The organism is Phyllobacterium sp. A18/5-2, from assembly GCF_025452215.1.
Lineage (GTDB): Bacteria > Pseudomonadota > Alphaproteobacteria > Rhizobiales > Rhizobiaceae > Phyllobacterium > Phyllobacterium sophorae.
The window spans coordinates 3,037,301-3,054,546 of record NZ_CP104966.1; the positions used below are offsets into that span (position 1 = coordinate 3,037,301).

General features: G+C 55.9%; 17 protein-coding genes and 4 pseudogenes. 14 read left to right on the forward strand and 7 right to left on the reverse strand.

From position 1 onward, the window contains the following. Positions 1-57: 57 nt before the first annotated feature. The 3 genes from N8E89_RS15100 to N8E89_RS15110 all read right to left on the reverse strand — a co-directional run bounded on the left by N8E89_RS15100 (position 58) and on the right by N8E89_RS15110 (position 2,626). A complete protein-coding gene (locus N8E89_RS15100; protein WP_106665064.1) occupies positions 58-843 on the reverse strand; it encodes an ABC transporter ATP-binding protein in 786 nt (261 codons plus the stop codon). After that, positions 840-1,616: an ABC transporter permease gene (locus N8E89_RS15105; protein ID WP_262260398.1), complete on the reverse strand. Its 777-nt coding sequence runs from the start codon at positions 1,614-1,616 to the stop codon at positions 840-842. Before N8E89_RS15105 ends, N8E89_RS15100 begins: the two co-directional genes overlap by 4 nt. A 62-nt stretch (positions 1,617-1,678) precedes the next feature. Beyond that, on the reverse strand, positions 1,679-2,626 hold the full coding sequence (locus N8E89_RS15110) for an ABC transporter substrate-binding protein (protein WP_262260399.1): 948 nt from the start codon (positions 2,624-2,626) through the stop codon (positions 1,679-1,681). Positions 2,627-2,916: 290 nt separating this feature from the next. On the opposite strand from N8E89_RS15110, the pseudogene N8E89_RS15115 reads away from it, so the two are divergent. Both N8E89_RS15115 and N8E89_RS15120 read left to right on the forward strand, forming a co-directional pair. Beyond that, positions 2,917-4,550: pseudogene (locus N8E89_RS15115) on the forward strand (acyl-CoA dehydrogenase family protein). Between the two features lie 291 nt (positions 4,551-4,841). After that, positions 4,842-5,165: a DUF6105 family protein gene (locus tag N8E89_RS15120; RefSeq protein WP_106665068.1), complete on the forward strand. Its 324-nt coding sequence runs from the start codon at positions 4,842-4,844 to the stop codon at positions 5,163-5,165. On the opposite strand, the gene ruvX is transcribed toward N8E89_RS15120, so the two are convergent. Then, positions 5,129-5,644, reverse strand: coding sequence for a Holliday junction resolvase RuvX (gene ruvX / locus N8E89_RS15125; RefSeq protein ID WP_210203774.1), 516 nt, complete (start codon positions 5,642-5,644; stop codon positions 5,129-5,131). The genes N8E89_RS15120 and ruvX overlap by 37 nt on opposite strands. 104 nt (positions 5,645-5,748) lie before the next feature. On the opposite strand from ruvX, the gene N8E89_RS15130 reads away from it, so the two are divergent. The 11 genes and pseudogenes from N8E89_RS15130 to N8E89_RS15180 all read left to right on the forward strand — a co-directional run. Continuing rightward, a complete protein-coding gene (locus N8E89_RS15130; protein WP_262260401.1) occupies positions 5,749-6,453 on the forward strand; it encodes a metal-dependent hydrolase in 705 nt (234 codons plus the stop codon). 57 nt (positions 6,454-6,510) lie between these two features. Continuing rightward, positions 6,511-6,747, forward strand: coding sequence for a hypothetical protein (locus tag N8E89_RS15135; RefSeq protein WP_262260403.1), 237 nt, complete (start codon positions 6,511-6,513; stop codon positions 6,745-6,747). A 138-nt stretch (positions 6,748-6,885) separates the two neighbouring features. Beyond that, positions 6,886-8,118 carry a hypothetical protein gene (locus N8E89_RS15140; protein ID WP_262260405.1) on the forward strand — a complete coding sequence of 411 codons (1,233 nt, stop codon included), beginning with the start codon at positions 6,886-6,888 and terminating at the stop codon, positions 8,116-8,118. 120 nt (positions 8,119-8,238) lie between these two features. Next, positions 8,239-8,526 (forward strand): Asp-tRNA(Asn)/Glu-tRNA(Gln) amidotransferase subunit GatC, encoded by a 288-nt coding sequence (gatC, locus tag N8E89_RS15145; protein WP_262260406.1) that lies wholly within the window; start codon positions 8,239-8,241, stop codon positions 8,524-8,526. A gap of 8 nt (positions 8,527-8,534) precedes the next feature. Next, a pseudogene (locus N8E89_RS15150) lies at positions 8,535-9,018 on the forward strand (GNAT family N-acetyltransferase). A gap of 12 nt (positions 9,019-9,030) precedes the next feature. Then, positions 9,031-10,512, forward strand: coding sequence for an Asp-tRNA(Asn)/Glu-tRNA(Gln) amidotransferase subunit GatA (gene gatA / locus N8E89_RS15155; protein WP_113172912.1), 1,482 nt, complete (start codon positions 9,031-9,033; stop codon positions 10,510-10,512). Continuing rightward, positions 10,503-10,982 (forward strand): GNAT family N-acetyltransferase, encoded by a 480-nt coding sequence (locus tag N8E89_RS15160; RefSeq protein ID WP_262260409.1) that lies wholly within the window; start codon positions 10,503-10,505, stop codon positions 10,980-10,982. The genes gatA and N8E89_RS15160 overlap by 10 nt, the downstream gene beginning before the upstream one ends. Before the next feature lie 2 nt (positions 10,983-10,984). Further along, positions 10,985-11,779, forward strand: a complete 795-nt coding sequence (locus tag N8E89_RS15165) for a YdcF family protein (protein ID WP_106665075.1) — start codon at positions 10,985-10,987, stop codon at positions 11,777-11,779. Further along, entirely contained in the window at positions 11,779-12,957 is a 1,179-nt protein-coding gene (locus N8E89_RS15170) for a BaiN/RdsA family NAD(P)/FAD-dependent oxidoreductase (RefSeq protein WP_262261923.1), read from the forward strand. The genes N8E89_RS15165 and N8E89_RS15170 overlap by 1 nt, the downstream gene beginning before the upstream one ends. Positions 12,958-13,042: 85 nt before the next feature. Further along, positions 13,043-13,408, forward strand: coding sequence for a GFA family protein (locus tag N8E89_RS15175; protein ID WP_262260411.1), 366 nt, complete (start codon positions 13,043-13,045; stop codon positions 13,406-13,408). 75 nt (positions 13,409-13,483) lie between these two features. Next, positions 13,484-13,648: pseudogene (locus N8E89_RS15180) on the forward strand (flagellar FlbD family protein); the annotation flags it as partial. A gap of 34 nt (positions 13,649-13,682) precedes the next feature. Here N8E89_RS15180 and N8E89_RS15185 read toward each other — a convergent pair. Then, positions 13,683-14,102, reverse strand: a complete 420-nt coding sequence (locus tag N8E89_RS15185) for a DUF2267 domain-containing protein (RefSeq protein ID WP_262260413.1) — start codon at positions 14,100-14,102, stop codon at positions 13,683-13,685. A 537-nt stretch (positions 14,103-14,639) separates the two neighbouring features. Continuing rightward, the gene (locus N8E89_RS15190; RefSeq protein ID WP_262260415.1) at positions 14,640-16,172 is read right to left on the reverse strand and encodes an acyl-CoA carboxylase subunit beta; all 1,533 of its coding nucleotides are present in this window, start codon (positions 16,170-16,172) and stop codon (positions 14,640-14,642) included. Between the two features lie 84 nt (positions 16,173-16,256). On the opposite strand from N8E89_RS15190, the pseudogene N8E89_RS15195 reads away from it, so the two are divergent. Then, positions 16,257-16,534: pseudogene (locus tag N8E89_RS15195) on the forward strand (M48 family metalloprotease); the annotation flags it as partial. 4 nt (positions 16,535-16,538) lie between these two features. On the opposite strand, the gene N8E89_RS15200 reads toward N8E89_RS15195, so the two are convergent. After that, complete coding sequence (locus tag N8E89_RS15200) at positions 16,539-16,979, reverse strand: VOC family protein (protein WP_106665080.1); 441 nt, start codon at positions 16,977-16,979, stop codon at positions 16,539-16,541. Positions 16,980-17,246: the final 267 nt, after the last annotated feature.

The following is a 17,246-nucleotide window of genomic DNA, read 5'->3' on the forward strand; positions in this document are numbered from 1 at the left end:
AAGCGCCGGGCACCATATCGCTACAAGTTTCCCAAGAAAAGATGGCTGAAACCGCTTCTAATGCACACCGGCCGCAAGAATGGCTTCGCTGCGTATTTCTTCGGTCAGTTTCAACCGCATCTGCGTGAACTCCGGACTGGCCTTCACCGTATAATGCCGTGGATGCGCGAGCGGTACCGGCATGATCGATTTGATCCGGCCGGGGCGGGCGGACATCGTGACAACGCGCGACGCCATGAAGATTGCTTCTTCGATGTCGTGCGTGACAAAAATAACCGTTTTCTGTTCATGCTCCCAGATGCCAAGCAAAAGCTCCTGCATCAGGCCGCGCGTCTGGTTATCAAGCGCTCCGAACGGTTCATCCAGCAGCAGGATCTTTGGATTGTTCGCGAGAGCCCGGGCAATGGCCGTGCGCTGCTGCATTCCGCCAGAAAGCTGTTTCGGCCAATGGTTCTCGAAGCCCCTGAGGCCGACCTTGTCGATATAGGAGGCAACGATTTCACGTTTTTCCTTTTCGGCGACACCGCGCTCCCGCAGTCCGAAGCCGATATTCTGCTCGATGGTCAGCCACGGAAACAGCGTATAGGACTGGAAGACGACGCCGCGATCCGCACCGGGGCCTTTGACCTCCTGGCCATCCAGGGTGACGGAACCGCTTGTCGGCCGGTCGAGGCCGGCGACGATGCGAAGAAGCGTGGATTTTCCGCAGCCCGACGGACCGAGAATCGAGACAAAATCATTGTGCGGAACCGTGAGATCGGTGGGCTGTAGCGCCTGCGTGGGCTGTCCGCCGTGCACCCCCGGGAAAATGCGGCTGACGCCCTTGATGACAAGTGTACTCATGCCAGTCTCCAGGCGAAAAGCCAGCGATTGACCGATTTGAACAGGAAGTCCGAAATCAATCCGATGACGCCGATGACGATAATGCCGAAGATGATCTGGCCGGTTGCCAGCAGCGCCTGACTGTTGATGATCATATAGCCGATACCGGAGGAGGCTCCGATCATTTCCGCGACGATCACGTAGGTCCAGGCCCAGCCGAGCACGAGGCGCAGCGTTTCCGCAACGTCAGGCGCATTGGCCGGTATGAGCACGCGCTTGATGATGCCGCGATCATTGGCGCCAAGCGTATAGGCCGCTTCGACAAGATCGCGCCGTGTATTGGCAACGGCAACCGCCACCATGAGGACGATCTGGAACACGGCGCCGATGAAAATCACGAGCAGTTTCTGCATTTCGCCAATGCCTGCCCACAGAATGAGCAGGGGAATGAAGGCCGAGGCCGGCAGATAGCGCGCAAAGGACACGAAAGGTTCAAGCAGTGCCTCGACAGGTTTGTAGGCACCCATGGCGATGCCAAGTGGAACGGCGATGATCGCTGCAATGATAAAACCGCCGACGACGCGCCAGATCGTCATGCCGATGTCGTAGAGAAAGTTCTGTTCCGAGAGCAGGAACCAGCCATCGCGCACCATCGTCAGGGGATCGGCGAGGAATGTGCTTGAGACGAAGCCGCCAAAGGTCGCAAGCGACCATGCGCCAATGAAGGCGATGAAAAACACGATACCGAGCAGGATTCGTGCCTGAGCCCTAATGGGCTGGAGAGGGTGAAACATGAATTTCCCGATACAATTGACAAGGGAGAACGCAAGAAGAGGATGCGTTCTCCCAAAAGAAATTACTTTATGAAGCTGGTATCGACGATTGCCGCTAGATCAGGCTTCTTCTTGATGATGCCGATTTCCAGAAGCAGATCAGCAGCTTCCTCGGAGAACTCCATGAATTCCTTGTCGAAGAAGACCTGATTGGCGGCCTTATCCTGCCAGCGCAGATACTGCGCCGACTCACCGAACGTCTTGGCGGATTGTTTCACATCGGCCCCCATGATCTCATAAGCCTTCTCCTTGTCGGCGGCGATCATTTCGAGCGATTCGAAATAACTCTTGGCGAGTGCTTTCGCGGCCTCGGGATTCTTTTCAAGGAACGCGTTGGTGCAGCCGAACGTATCCATCACCACTGGATAATCGAGTGTCGTGGCGATGATCTTGCCCTTGTCCGGCGCAGCACGCACTGTTGAAAGATAAGGCTCATACGTCATCGCCGCGTCGTTCTGTCCGGCTACGAAAGCCTGGGCCGCCGGCCCCGGTTCCAGATTGACGACCTTGACGTCCTTCAATGTCAGCCCGTTCTTCTTGAGCATCCATGCCAGAACGAAATAGGGCGACGTACCCGGCGCCGAAGCGGCGACTGACTTGCCCTTGAGATCGGCAATCTTGGTGACATCACTGCGCACAACCATGCCATCGGCACCGTAGGATTTGTCCATCTGGAAAATCTGCTTGGTCCCGACGCCATTCGCATTCCAGGCGATCCACGTCTCGACGGTTGTCGCCGCACACTGCACGTCGCCGGATGCCAGCGCCAGATGGCGGCTGGCCTGCGGGATCTTGGTCAAAGTGACGTCAAGACCGTTCTTCTTGAAAATATCGGCCTGCTTGGCCAGTGTCAGCGGCCCAAAGCCAGTCCAGCCGGAAAGCCCGATCGACACGGCGGTGTCTGCTGAGGACGGCGAAACGGAAGCCATGACTGCGGCAAGTGCCGCGCCGAGATACCATTTGATTTTCATGTTTGAAGAACCCCTTTGTTCATTTTTTTGGCAGGACGACAATGGATGAATATATGAGCATGATAGGCTGGCGGTTTTTCTTTTGTCTAGACATAATCGAGGTGTAAATTGCAACCTGAGACATTTTGCATCGGTCAACCGGTTGCGTTAGAAAGCATGCCATGTGGGACCAGTTAACGGCTTGTCAGAACCTTCATCCCATAAATAACGCGACTCACGGTCACTATGCTGTTCAGGCTCCGTGATCGGCGGCATTGTGCAGACTTAAAAATTTGAATCAGGACAGTTTCTTGAAAACCCATGACGTTCTCAACCAGACGCCCCCGATGATCGGCCTCAATGCCTATCTGGGCGATCCGCTGTTGATGCAGATCACCAAGCGGTTTCCGCAGGGTATACGTACCGAACTGGAGCAGAGCGGGCGCTTCGTTCTTTCCGGCGACGCGCAGGATCTCGCGAGGCTGGCAAATACGGAAACGCCGAAACTTCGCACCCATGATCGTCAGGGCCGCCGAGATCGACGTCGTCGACTATCATCCGGCCTACCACGCGCTGATGCGCCGCTCGGTCGGGCAGGGACTCCATTCCTCTATTTGGGAGGATGGCAAACCGGAGGCCGGATTGCGCCATCAGTCCCGTGCCGCACGGTTCTATCTGGCAGCCCAGCTGGAATGCGGGCATCTTTGTCCGCTGACCATGACGAGCGCGTCGCTGGCGGCTCTTATGGCGGCGCCTAATCTTTACCGCGAGTGGTCGCCGCTGATCCTGCCGCGCAAATATGATTCCAGTAACAGATCACCGGCGAAGAAGACTGGCCTGACCCTCGGCATGGGAATGACCGAGAAGCAGGGTGGCACCGATGTTCATACGAATACGACACGAGCTGAACCCGCCGGAAGTGGCTTTTACCGGATCACCGGCCACAAATGGTTCATGTCCGCGCCGATGTCCGATGCTTTTCTCGTCCTGGCGCAGGCGCGGGAAGGATTGTCGTGTTTTCTCGTGCCCCGCATACTTCCCGACGGCTCGTCGAATGGTTTCCGCTTCCAGCGCCTGAAAGACAAGCTCGGTAATCGTTCGAATGCTTCTTCGGAAGTCGAGTTCGACAATGCGCTCGGTCAAATGGTCGGCAATCCGGGCGACGGGGTCAAGACGATCATCGACATGGTGACCCTGACCCGCCTCGACTGCGCGATTGCTTCATCAGGCTTGATGCGGGCCGGCCTTGCGGAAGCGGTACATCATGCGCGCCATCGCATCGCTTTCGAGAGCCCGTTGATTGACAAGCCGCTGATGTTGCGGGTTCTGGCCGACATGTCTCTGGACGTGGCCGGAGCCACCGCACTGGCGCTTCGTCTTGCACGCGCTTTCGACAATGCCGCAAAGGATCGCGGTGAAGCGGCTTTCGCGCGCGTCATGACACCTGTCGTCAAATATTGGGTGGCAAAGATTGCGCCTGCAATGCTTTATGAAGCCATGGAGTGCCTCGGCGGCAACGGTTACATTGAAGAAGGCAATCTGGCCCGGTTCTACCGTGAAGCGCCGGTCAACGCGATTTGGGAAGGTTCGGGCAATGTCATGGCGCTTGATGTGCTGCGTGTGCTGAAGCGTGGCCCGCAGTTGTTTGATGACGTTTTGAACTGGATCGGGGCCCAATTGGGACGCGGCGGGCAGGGTACCGTCGAAGTCTTGCGTGCCGCCATGCGCGTTGCGGAAAACGATGAGGGCGCGGCGCGAGATCTTGACCGAGCAGCTGGCACTGGCAGCGGCCGGGGCTGAATTGCGGCACCTCCAGTCCGAAGATATCGCCGACGCCTTCATTGAGACGCGACTCGGAGGTCAGTGGCGCACGACTTACGGCATGCTTGATGCGCGCCACAATGCCAAAAATATCGTCAACTCGTTATATCCGCCAGCTAACTGAGCTGACGCCTCCTCCAGGGCAGTCCATTTGACCTTCCACGCAGTGCACGCACCGCGTGCATTGCGTCGTCTTGTCAAAAAATCCCGATGACACAGCAAAAAAATGCACAAGCAGCCGGAATGGGGGCTCGCTAATACCTTCAATTTGAATTAAATTTTCGTAAATTAACCTTAACAAACGGTTTACGTTGCGGTGAATTTCTTAAACGATATCACTACAACACGAAAATGCACTGCAAAAACGCAGGGTTAAGAAAAAATGATTAGGCCATTCCAAGCGAGGAGAAACTGAATGCGCAGCTTCCTGATTTTCTGGGCGGGACCGCTGGGCTTCTTGTGGGGATGGTATTTTCTCTCCTATTACGACCTGAGCATGGGCATGTATTTTTTCAGCCGCGACATGCATGACCTGGTTTTCAGGATTTACGGCAATGCGCTGGGCATCGCGCCGGAGAGTATTCCACCATTGGTTGCACGGGCATGCATCTTCGATACTGGCTTGGTCTTGTCGCTGATCGCTTTCCGCCGCCGGAAGAAAATTCTTGCCTGGGTTAGGGCGTGGCGGGCGGCCCGAGTTGCTTATGGAAAGGAACTGCCGTCAGTATCCGTTTCCTGACGCAGGCTTTGCAGGCGGTCCAACGCGCCTTGCAGAATGAAGGCGGCCGCCGCTGAATCGATGCGCTCGGCACGTTTTTGCCTCGATACATCCATGCCGATCAGAACCCGTTCCGCTGCAACGGTTGACAGGCGTTCATCCCAATAGACGAACGGCAGATCGGTCAGCTTTTCCATGTTTCGGACGAATGCGCGGGTTGCCTGAACACGCGGCCCCTCGCTGCCATCCATGTTCACCGGCAATCCGATGACGATGGCACCAACATTCTCGGCATTCAATGCTTTCAACAAATCCTGCGCGTCATGGGTGAATTTCCGGCGTTTCAATACCGGACGCGGATTCGCGAAGGAAAATCCGCGATCGGAAATGGCGATACCGATCGTTTTCGTGCCGAGGTCGAGACCGGCCACGGTCTTGCCCTCCGCCACATGATCTTCCAACTGTTCAATCGTCAGTACCGTCAATTTGATGTTTTCCATACTTGAAATGCCGGTTGATAGATCGCTTTAATCCACAACATCTGTCACATAGCCGCTCTAAACGCCTGTGGCGAGCATTCACTTGTTATTGAAGGGATAAGGACATGAAAATCACATGGCTCGGCCATTCGGCCTTCCGGATCGAAACAGCCAAAAGCACGATCCTGATCGACCCCTTTCTCAAAGGAAATCCGGGCGCAAAAGGCGTGGACTTCAAGGAAGCAGCAAAGGGTGTGAGCCACATTGTCTTGACGCACGGCCATGGCGATCATGTCGGCGATACAGTTGAGCTCTCCAAGGATACCGGTGCGCTGGTTACAGGCAATGCGGACTTGGTGACCTGGCTCGCGAACCGCGGCGTTGCCCGCGTCGATCCCACCAACACCGGTGGGACGGTTTCTTATGATGGTTTCACTGTAACCTATGTCAACGCGCTGCATTCGTCCGCATTCATGACCGAGGATGGCGTTTCGCATTCATTGGGCAGCGCCAATGGCGTTGTGCTTCATTTCGACGATGAACCGACACTCTATCACATGGGCGATACGGACATATTCTCGGACATGGCGCTAATCAACGAGCTGCACCAGCCGGAAATCGGTATGGTGCCGATCGGTGACCGCTTTACGATGGGCGGCGCCGTCGCAGCTCTCGCCGCGCGCCGTTATTTCAAATTTGCGAAGGCCATTCCCTGCCATTACGGCTCATTCCCGATCATCGATCAAACAGCAGACAAGTTTGCCGCCGCGATGGAAGACGGCGCGAGTGAAGTTATTGTCGCCAGGACAAATGAGGGTTTTACGGTTTGATGCAGGCTTGCTAAAGCAGCTTTGCTTAAGAAAAACATAGATATCCTGGAGAGCGATGTGCGTAGACTGCTTTTGATTTCCTGCGCGATGGCCGCGACGACACCTGCCTTGGCACAAACGATTGACGCAAAGGGCGCGAAAGAGCTCGCGGAAACGCTGTCAAAATACGTGGGTAAGACGGCAATCGAAAAGAAGATCATCGATGTCCGTCCGGAAGGAGATGGCTATCGCGTCACATTCAGCTCGGGAAAGCTGCTCAGAATCGCTGCCAAAACAGGAATACTTCAAGGGTGATTTCGGCGAATATAGCCTGCTGACCAAACCGCTCGTTGACGGAACGTGGAACGTTGCATCCACAATTATGCCTTCCGGCTCGGTTGAAATGACAACGCCGAATGGACCTCTGTTCAATGGTCGGTCGACAATGCCAGCATGAACGGAATATTCGACCCGAAGATTGGCGCATTCTCCAATGCGTCGTTCTCCTACGGCTCATTCAAGATGAAGTCGACCAGTCCGACGCAGGATATGGAAGCAAGTGCGAATTCAGCCAAAGGCGAAATGATTGCGTCGGCGGCAGCGGGAGGCGTTGATTTCAGCAATGTTCAATCCGCGTCCGATTTTCGGGAAACGATGATCATCAAGACGCCTCCACCGGCCGATGACGCGGCGACAGACGGTGGCATTGCTACGGTACCAGCTGCTCCAGCCGATCCGCTGAAGGTGGTCGTTCGGGGCGGCGAACTCGGAGTCAATGCTGAAGGCAAGGGGTTCCGCAACCTTCAACTCCTCGACCTATGGGCTTTCTTCATTGCTCACTCAGACCAAAAGTCGCTGAAGGATTCGGAGCAGGCCGAGCTGAAGTCCAAGCTTCTCGCGGCGCTGCCGCTTTGGGACAAGCTTTCCGGCGCCTATCGGTTTGCCGATCTGGATGTTGAAACGCCGCTTGGACTTTTCGCTGCAAAAAGCATTTCGCAGGAACTGAAATTCGACGGCATCAGCACGAGCGGCGGTTACCATTATGCGTTGCGGACCAACGGCTTGAAATATCCGTCTCTGCCAATACCGGAATGGAGCGTGCAATTCCTGCCGACGGACGTGGAACTGGCACTCGGCACCACGGGGATCGATCTCGACACGGTGACCAGGGCGGCGATCGCTGACATGGACCTGAACCGGGACAAAGCCTTCTCCGAAGAGTTCGAAGCAAGCACTGCTGCCGCATTCATGATGAACCCGCCAAAGGTGGTTATCGACAAGAGCCTGATCAGGACGGCGGATGCGGAACTGACTGTCGAGGGTGAAGTGTCATTCACGGCAATGAAGCCGGAAAGCCGCACCACATGGGAAATGACGGGTTTCGATGCCGCTCTTGACCGTCTGACAAAGGCTTCCGAGCAGGAACCGGAAATCAAGAACTACATTGTCTTCATCAAGCTCGCCAAGGATTTCGGTACGCAACTGCCGAACGGCCATATCCAGTGGATTGTCGACCAGAAGGCCGATGGCTCGGTGAATATCAACGGCAATCCGGTCAAGGGACCCGATCCGGTTGTCGAACCCGGCAACGATGAGACGCTGGATGGCGGAGCGCTGCTGGATGACGGGGAGGACGACGAAGGCATGGACGATGGCATTGTGGTAACGCCGCCTGCACCACAGTAATGAAGGCTTGTTCAAACACGCTTCCAACCATGTTTGCCCAACATGCCCGTCTTGTCCGTTGCGCTTGGCTGCAACGGACACTATAGCTCTGTGATCAAAACTTGAATTTCAGGAATCCGTATGTCTGTCGATATTTCTACCGTCAAGCGTGTAGCGCATCTTGCCCGTATCGCTGTAAGCGAAGACGATGCGACACGCATGACAAGCCAGTTGAATGCCATTCTTGGCTTCGTCGAACAGCTGAACGAGGTGAAAGTCGAGGGTGTCGAACCGATGACCTCGGTTACGCCCATGGCGATGAAGAAGCGCGAGGATGTGGTCAATGACGGCAGCAAGGCGGCCGATATCGTTGCCAATGCTCCAATCCACGAGGAGAATTTCTTCGTGGTCCCGAAAGTCGTGGAGTAGGCGCAGCGATGGCTATTTCGGTTGCCGTTGAAACGCCGCTTCAGGATGATGTGCGCGCATTGGTCGACGATCTGAACGACCATCTCCTGCCGCTTTCTCCCATCGAAGTTTCAGTTCAAGATGACTGTTGAACAGATGGCAGGTGACGACACCACGGTTTTCGTGGCGCGCGATGAAGACGGACATGCTGTCGGCTGCGGGGCTCTCAAGGAGCACGGCGATGGGGTTGGCGAAGTCAAGCGCATGTTTACCCGCCCCACGGTACGCGGCCAGCGTGTAGGCTCTGCCTTGCTCGACGCGATTACCAGCCTTGCGAAAGATAAGGGCGTCACGCGCCTTGTACTCGAGACCGGCACTGGGCCGGGTTTCGCGGATGCGTATCGCCTTTATGAGCGTTCCGGCTTTACTCGCTGCGGCGTGCTCCTCGACTATCCGGATTCCGAACACAGTGCATTTTACGAAAAGCGGCTTGCCCTCGCGCCAGCCCAATAAACAGGACTTGATATGACCGATCTGACCGCTCTCACCATTGCCGAGGCGCGCGACCAGCTGAAAGCGAAGGCGATCACCGCTACCGAGCTGACCGGCGCCTATATCCAGGCGATCGAGAACGCAAACGAGGCACTCAACGCCTATGTGGTGACCACGCCTGACAAGGCGCTACAGATGGCGAAAGCCTCCGATGCACGTCTTGCCTCCGGTAATGCCGGCGCCCTGGAAGGCATTCCCCTTGGCATCAAGGACCTGTTCGGTACAGAAGGTGTCCATACCCAGGCGTGCTCTCACATCCTCGATGGCTTCAAACCGCATTATGAATCCACCGTCACCGCAAATTTGTGGGCGGATGGCGCTGTCATGCTCGGCAAGCTCAACATGGACGAGTTCGCCATGGGCTCATCCAATGAAAGCTCCTACTACGGCCCGGTGAAAAACCCCTGGCGCGCCAAGGGCTCCAACACCGATCTGGTGCCCGGCGGCTCGTCCGGCGGCTCGGCTGCTGCCGTCGCCGCACGGCTTTGTGCCGGTGCGACTGCAACCGATACCGGCGGTTCGATCCGCCAGCCTGCGGCCTTCACCGGCACGGTCGGCATCAAGCCGACCTATGGCCGCTGCTCGCGCTGGGGCATCGTTGCCTTCGCGTCGTCGCTGGATCAGGCCGGACCGATCGCCCGCGACGTACGCGATGCGGCGATCCTGCTGAAATCGATGGCATCGGTCGATGCGAAAGATACGACGTCGGTGGATATCGCTGTTCCCGACTACGAGGCCGCGATCGGCAAGCCGCTCGCCGGTCTCAAGATTGGCATTCCGAAGGAATACCGTGTCGATGGCATGCCGGAAGACATCGAAAAACTGTGGCAGCAGGGCATTGCCTGGCTAAAGGACGCCGGGGCCTCGATTGTCGATATCTCGCTGCCGCACACGAAATACGCACTGCCGGCCTATTACATTGTCGCTCCGGCGGAAGCCTCATCCAACCTCGCCCGCTATGATGGCGTTCGCTATGGCTTGCGTGTTCCAGGCAGGGACATCGTCGACATGTATGAGAAGACCCGCGCAACAGGATTTGGCGATGAGGTCAAGCGCCGCATCATGATCGGCACCTATGTTCTGTCCGCCGGTTACTATGACGCGTACTACCTTCAGGCGCAGAAAGTACGCACGCTGATCAAGAAGGACTTCGAAGACGTATTCAATGCTGGCGTCGACGCAATCCTGACGCCAGCCACGCCTTCAGCGGCATTTGGTGTTGCGGATCAGGATATGGCCGCGGATCCGGTGAAAATGTATCTGAACGACATATTCACCGTAACCGTGAACATGGCCGGGCTGCCGGGCATAGCTGTTCCCGCAGGACTCGATGCGCGAGGGCTGCCGCTGGGGCTGCAGCTCATCGGCCGGCCCTTCGACGAAGAAACGCTGTTCCAGACCGCCTATGTGATCGAACAGGCGGCAGGCAAGTTCAACGCGCCGAAATGGTGGTAATCAGGCGCGCAAGAGCAGCCGACATTGCAGCTATCGCTGCGGTCGGCTCTCACGCATGGGCGTCCAACATCTTTTCGTTCGAGCCGGAATTGCCGGGCATGCGCGCGCATGTGGAGAAGGCATTCCTCACATTTGCCCAAGCCTTCTTCGCCGATGTGCTCGTGGCCGAGGTTGAAGAAGCCGTTGTCGGCTGGGGCGCGAGGGATGAAGATAATGACTACATCTCCGATCTGTGGGTAGAGCCCGCCGTGCAGGGGCAGGGCATAGGCACGTCGCTGCTGCGTGCTTTGAAGCTGGCTGTAGCGGAAGCCGGCTATACCCATGCCCGCATCAGTACCCACGCCCGCAATGTTGGCGCCATACGGCTCTATGAGCGCGAGGGTTTCAGAATCGTCGAGCAGGGACCCGAGTGGTCGACAAGCCTGGAGCGTGAAATCGACAAGGTGAAGATGCTGGCGGAGCTCGGCTGAACATGTTCTTCTATCTTTCGAAAATCTTCTGGTTTTTTGCCCAGCCGCTTAATTTTTCGATCCTGTTGATGGGGCTGACATTTATCGCGCTAATCTTTGCCTGGCGTCGCACGGCAATGCTCACGGCGGCCTGCGCCTTCCTCATCCTTGGTCTCGGCGCGTGGACATCGCTGGGCGCTATCCTCATGCACCCGCTCGAGGATCGCTTTCAGCGCCCGGCTTCTTTGCCGGAGAGGGTCGACGGGATCGTCGTTCTGGGCGGCGGCTTCGAGGCCGGAATCAATCTCGTGCGCGGAGGTTACGAGCTGAATTCCAGCGGAGACCGTTTTGTCGAGGCAGCAATTCTCGGAGCACGTCATCCGGAAGCGAAGGTCGTGGTTACTGGTGGAGCCGGGACGATAATCCTTGAGGGTGAGGCAGATGGCACAACGGCACCGAAATTGTTGACCCGTCTTGGTATCGGCCCCGAGCGGCTCATCCTCGAAAGCCAGTCGCGTAACACCTATGAAAATGCGGTTTTCACGAAGGAGATCGTCAATGCCAAGCCGGGCGAGACCTGGCTGCTTGTCACCTCGGCCTTTCATATGCCACGCTCCGTTGGCCTCTTCCGCAAAGCTGGTTTTGATGTCGTGCCGTGGCCGTCGGATTACCGCACATCGGGCCGGGAAACGATTGGCATCGCACAGGACAATCCGCAGGATTCCCTGCAAAACACGTCAATGGCGCTTCGGGAGTGGATGGGCCTGTTTGTTTACTGGATGACTGGTCGCATCGATCAGCTGTTGCCATCGCCATGATCAGACAGGTGGACGTTCTTATTATTGGCGCCGGCGCGGCAGGCATGATGTGCGCAATTGAAGCCGGAAAACGTGGACGGTCGGTCATCATCGTTGATCATGCAGCCGCCCCTGGCGAGAAGATCCGCATATCCGGCGGCGGGCGCTGCAATTTCACCAATCTCAACGCGGCACCGCAAAACTATATCAGCAGTAATCCGCATTTCTGCATTTCGGCACTGCGCCGTTACACCCAGCGCGATTTTATAGGTCTTGTCGATCGCTACGGTATCGCGTGGCATGAAAAAACACTCGGCCAGCTTTTCTGCGATGGATCGGCGAAACAGATTATCGACCTGCTCGTCACGGAAATGAACCGGGCCGGGGTGGAACTGCGCCTGCGCACGACCGCGGACGCGATCGAGAGGTCGACCGAGGGGTATGTGGTCGATTTGGCCGGTGAGCACGTAAGATGCGCTTCTCTGGTGGTTGCATGCGGCGGGAAATCAATCCCGAAAATGGGTGCGACTGGCTTTGGCTACGATATTGCCCGGCAATTCGGGCTCAAGCTCACCGAGACACGGCCCGCGCTGGTCCCGCTCACCTTTGACGACAATACGCTCGCTCCGTTGAAGCCGCTGTCCGGGATCTCGGTCGATGCGGTGATCAGCCACGGAAAGACGAAGTTTATGGAGGCCATGCTGTTTACGCATCGCGGTCTCAGCGGACCATCGATCCTCCAGATTTCATCCTACTGGCGAGAGGGTGATACGATCTCAGTCGCGATGCTTCCTGGCGTAAAGGTATTCGATGCGCTGCGCGCGGCGCGAACCCGTAACGGGAGGCAGGCATTGCAAACGGCGCTCGGCGAACTGCTGCCGAAACGGCTGGCGCAATTGATTGCCGAAAGCAGCAGGATCGAAGGGCATCTGGCGGACCTTTCGGACAAACAGCTGCTTGCCGTGGAAAAAGCCGTCAACGATTGGCAAGTGAAGCCTGCCGGAAGCGAAGGCTACCGAACGGCCGAGGTCACGCTTGGCGGTGTCGATACTGACGGTCTCAATCAAAAAACCATGGAAGCCAAATCCGCGAAGGGGTTGTATTTTATAGGTGAAGTCGTCGACGTAACCGGTTGGCTTGGCGGTTATAATTTCCAATGGGCGTGGTCGTCCGGCTGGGTGGCCGGTCAGGCAGTTTGAGGCCCTGGGATGAAATGCTCCTGACCGTTTTTGTCAGGAGATGTCATGTATGAATCATCCCGCCAAAGCTTACAGGGAGGAAACAATGACAATTCTGGCGAGCTGCCATTGCGGGGCGATCAAGTTTGAAGTGAGCGAAGCGCCTGCGAGGGTAACTGTCTGCACATGCACGTTTTGCACCAAGCGTGGCGCGTTGTGGGCCTATTATACGCCTACTCAGGTGAACCTGGCGGTTACGCCAGAAGCTGATGCCATCTACTCGCGCAATGGCATGAACAAACATCACCACTGCAATGTCTGTGGCTGCGGTACGTTTTCCGAGGTTCCGACCTGGACCGACTACAAGCCGGATTTCGACAATCCACGCATCAGCGTCAATGTGCGGCTGTTCGACGATTTCGATATTGCGTCGGTGCCCGTCGAGACCATAGACGGAAGGAATCTCTGGTAACGGCCGGCAAGTGATTGCTTGATTGAGAGAATCCTGCTTCCCTGACATTCGGAGTCAAACAGGGAGGTAGAGCCAATGTGGATCAAGCTGACCGATGTGAATGGCGATCACATCACTCTCAATTTCAGTCACGTTGTCTCATTCAACCCTTATGGCACTGGCACGCATATTGTGACGACAACTGCCGGTCTCACTTTTTTCGTCAAGGAAACCCACGAGGAGATCCAGAGAAAAGTGGGGAATCACAACGAGCTAGCAAGGCACAGCCCGTCTTTCATCGCTGAGGCCAAAGTGGCTGCAATACTTTTGGCAATTGCGCGTAGATGGCCTTCGCGCGGTGGGTATCCAGTTGCTCGGCAAGCACCACAAGCACATCACGTACGATTCTCTTTGGCGGATTGTGATGTGCCGTTAAGCTTCGATAGACTTCATCCGCCAGCGCCTGTTCGGACGCGAGTGATTGTGCAGTGTCCGGCCGCCAACCTTCAATGAACAATCCTCGTGGCAATGGCGGCAGCGCGTCGGCAAACGCAAGAACCTGATCGGTCTCCATATATTGTCGTAATCCATGCAGGACGCCGCGCATATACGCATAGCTTTGATTGTGCGTTTCGAGCATGGCTCGTGCCTTGAGCGCCATCAGCCATTCCTGAAATTGTTTTGAAGCATGCATGATTTCGGATGGTTGCGTCATCGCTCTCCTCCTCAAATCCAGGAAATATCCTGAACATAGGTTGGACCCGCCGAATTTTTGTGCGGATTTTTACTGTGTTGAAGCAAGATTATTACGCATCAAGGCGATTTTCGGAACCGAATAGCCATTATTATTCATTGGTAAGGAACCTATTCGCAATTCATTGGTTTTATTCAAATATGGGACAAAATTCGATACAAATAGTGATTTGTTAAATCGGTTTAGTTTTCATACAAGAGTGCAGTGCACACGGAATATAAACGTATGCAGGTCAAGGATTACTCTTCTGAAGAGTGGTTTAGAGTGGAGGTATCAAAGAATGATAACAATAAATAAAGATACATCGTCATCAAATGAAACAAATGTATTGAAAATCGCACAAGTGGCCAAGGCAAAGGCAGCTCTTATCAAGGGAGCGGCAAAACTGACCGAGCCGTGCGACAAGCGCACAATTTCCCAGATTTTGCGGGATTCCAATGGCGGATTTAGCTTCCGCCGCTGAACCGATCAGTTCTTCTTTTCAATCGAGTTGCTCTTCTAGAGCGGTATATTGTCGTGTTTCTTCCACGGGTTTTCGAGATCTTTATTGCGCAACATGCGCAGGGCTCTCGAGACCCGTTTGCGCGTTGAGTGGGGCATTATGACCTCGTCGACGTAACCGCGCTCAGCGGCGACAAACGGCGACAGGAAACGATCCTCATAGCGCTTGGTGTATTCCGCAATCTTCTCCGCGTCGCCTATATCCTTGCGATAGATGATTTCGACCGCGCCTTTGGCACCCATCACCGCGATCTGTGCCGAAGGCCAGGCGTAATTGAGGTCGCCGCGCAGATGTTTTGATGCCATCACGTCATAGGCGCCGCCATAGGCTTTGCGGGTAATTACGGTGATCTTCGGTACGGTTGCCTCCGCATAAGCGAAGAGCAGCTTGGCACCGTGCTTGATCAGCCCGCCATATTCTTGCGCGGTGCCGGGAAGGAACCCTGGCACATCGACAAAGGTGACGATAGGTATATTGAAACAATCGCAGAATCGGACAAACCGCGCCGCCTTGCGTGAGGCATCACTATCGAGAACACCTGCAAGCACCATGGGTTGATTACCAACGATCCCAACGGTCCGGCCTTCGACGCGCCCGAAGCCCACGACGATATTTTTGGCGAAACTCTCCTGAATTTCGAAGAAATCGCCTTCGTCGACGGTCTTTCTGATCAGTTCCTTGATGTCATAGGGCTTGTTGGCGTTGTCAGGCACCAGACGGTCAAGCGAATAATCGAGCTCGTCTGTCGACTGATAGCATTCGATTTCAGGGATGCCGGCAGTATTGGATGCGGGCAGGAAATCGATCAAGCGGCGCATCTGCAAGAGTGCGGCGACATCATTGTCATAGGCGCCGTCCGCAATCGATGACCTGGTAGTATGGATCGAGGCGCCGCCCAGCTGCTCGGCAGTCACCGTTTCATTGGTTACGGTTTTGACCACGTCCGGGCCTGTGACGAACATGTAGGACGTATCACGCACCATGAAGATGAAATCGGTCATCGCGGGGGAATAGACGTCACCCCCGGCACAGGGGCCCATGATCACCGAGATCTGCGGAATAACGCCGGAAGCCAGGACATTGCGCTGGAAGATCTCGGCATAACCGCCAAGCGCGGCAACCCCTTCCTGAATGCGGGCGCCGCCTGCATCGTAGAGGCCGACGACGGGTGCACGGTTGCGCAGCGCCATATCCTGAATCTTCTGCACCTTTTCCGCATGGGCTTCAGACAGCGATCCACCGAAAACCGTAAAATCCTTGGCGAAGACGAAGACCGTGCGGCCGTTGATCGTGCCCCAGCCGGTCACAACGCCGTCACCGGCAAATTTCGTCTCTTCCATGCCGAAATCGGTCGAGCGGTGTTCAACGAACGTGTCGAATTCCTCGAATGAACCCTCGTCGAGAAAGATGTCGATACGTTCGCGTGCCGTCAGCTTGCCGCGCTTGTGCTGCGCTTCGATCCGCACCTTGCCGCCGCCTTCGCGGGCAATGGTTCTGCGGCGTTCAAGCTCGATGAGCACATCCTTCATGGCATCCTCCTCATTTTGTCATTTCTGATATCAGGAGAGGGAAGCGCTTGGAAGCAGCTTTATCCACCATCAAGAACGCGTATCGATACAGAGTTGCTGCTTGGGGTACTGGCGCATGAGATTGGCCATGTTGAACTGGAGCATAGTCTCAGGCAGTTTTTTATCGCTCGGTCGGTGCTGCGGCCTGATCATGCTGATTGGCGGCGACATCGGCAACGGCATGGAGGATATCCTCGTGCAGGGCGGCGGGTTGTTGGCCCTTTCTTACTCACGAGCCCAGGAGGCTCGCTACGCATCCTGGCACACCCGAGCGCCGCAAAGCGGTGCACGAGTACGCGCAGGAGTTGCAGTCAGCGAACTGAACTTTTACCAGACGCCGGTATTCGGCATCGAGAGCCATGGCTCCTGCGGCGGCAGCGGCGATCCCTTCTGCAGAATCTCGATCGAAATGCCGTCGGGTGAGCGGACGAAGGCCATGTTGCCGTCGCGGGGCGGGCGGTTGATCACAACGCCCTTATCCTGCAGCTTCTGGCAGGTCGCGTAGATGTTGTCGACGACATAAGCGAGGTGACCAAAATTGCGCCCGCCGGTATATTCCTCCGGGTCCCAATTATAGGTCAATTCAAGCTCCGGAGCCCGTTCTGCGGCCGACCGGCCCTTGTCTTCCGAGGCTGCGAGGAAGATGAGTGTGAACCGGCCTTTTTCGTTTTCCGTGCGGCGGACTTCTTCCAGACCGAACTTGTTGCAATAGAAATCCAGCGATTCATCGATGTCGCGGATACGGACCATTGTGTGAAGATAGCGCATCTTTTGCCCTTGGTTTCTTTTCACGGGAATTGAAAGGGGTGGCATTGGACCCTGTCGATGGGTTACGAACCGCCCCGCATTTCGTAGCACTTAATATTTAGCTTCACAAACTTGTGGTTTAAGCCAGCAAACGCCGTTGCGGATAAACACCAGTTTTACGTGTAGTTTTCAACAAAACTACCAGATGATACTTGCTCTATGGCCTTGGTCAGGTGTTATTCTTCGGCAAGAGAATCAGTGTTTCTTGCAGGAGAGGAGGGGCTCGCT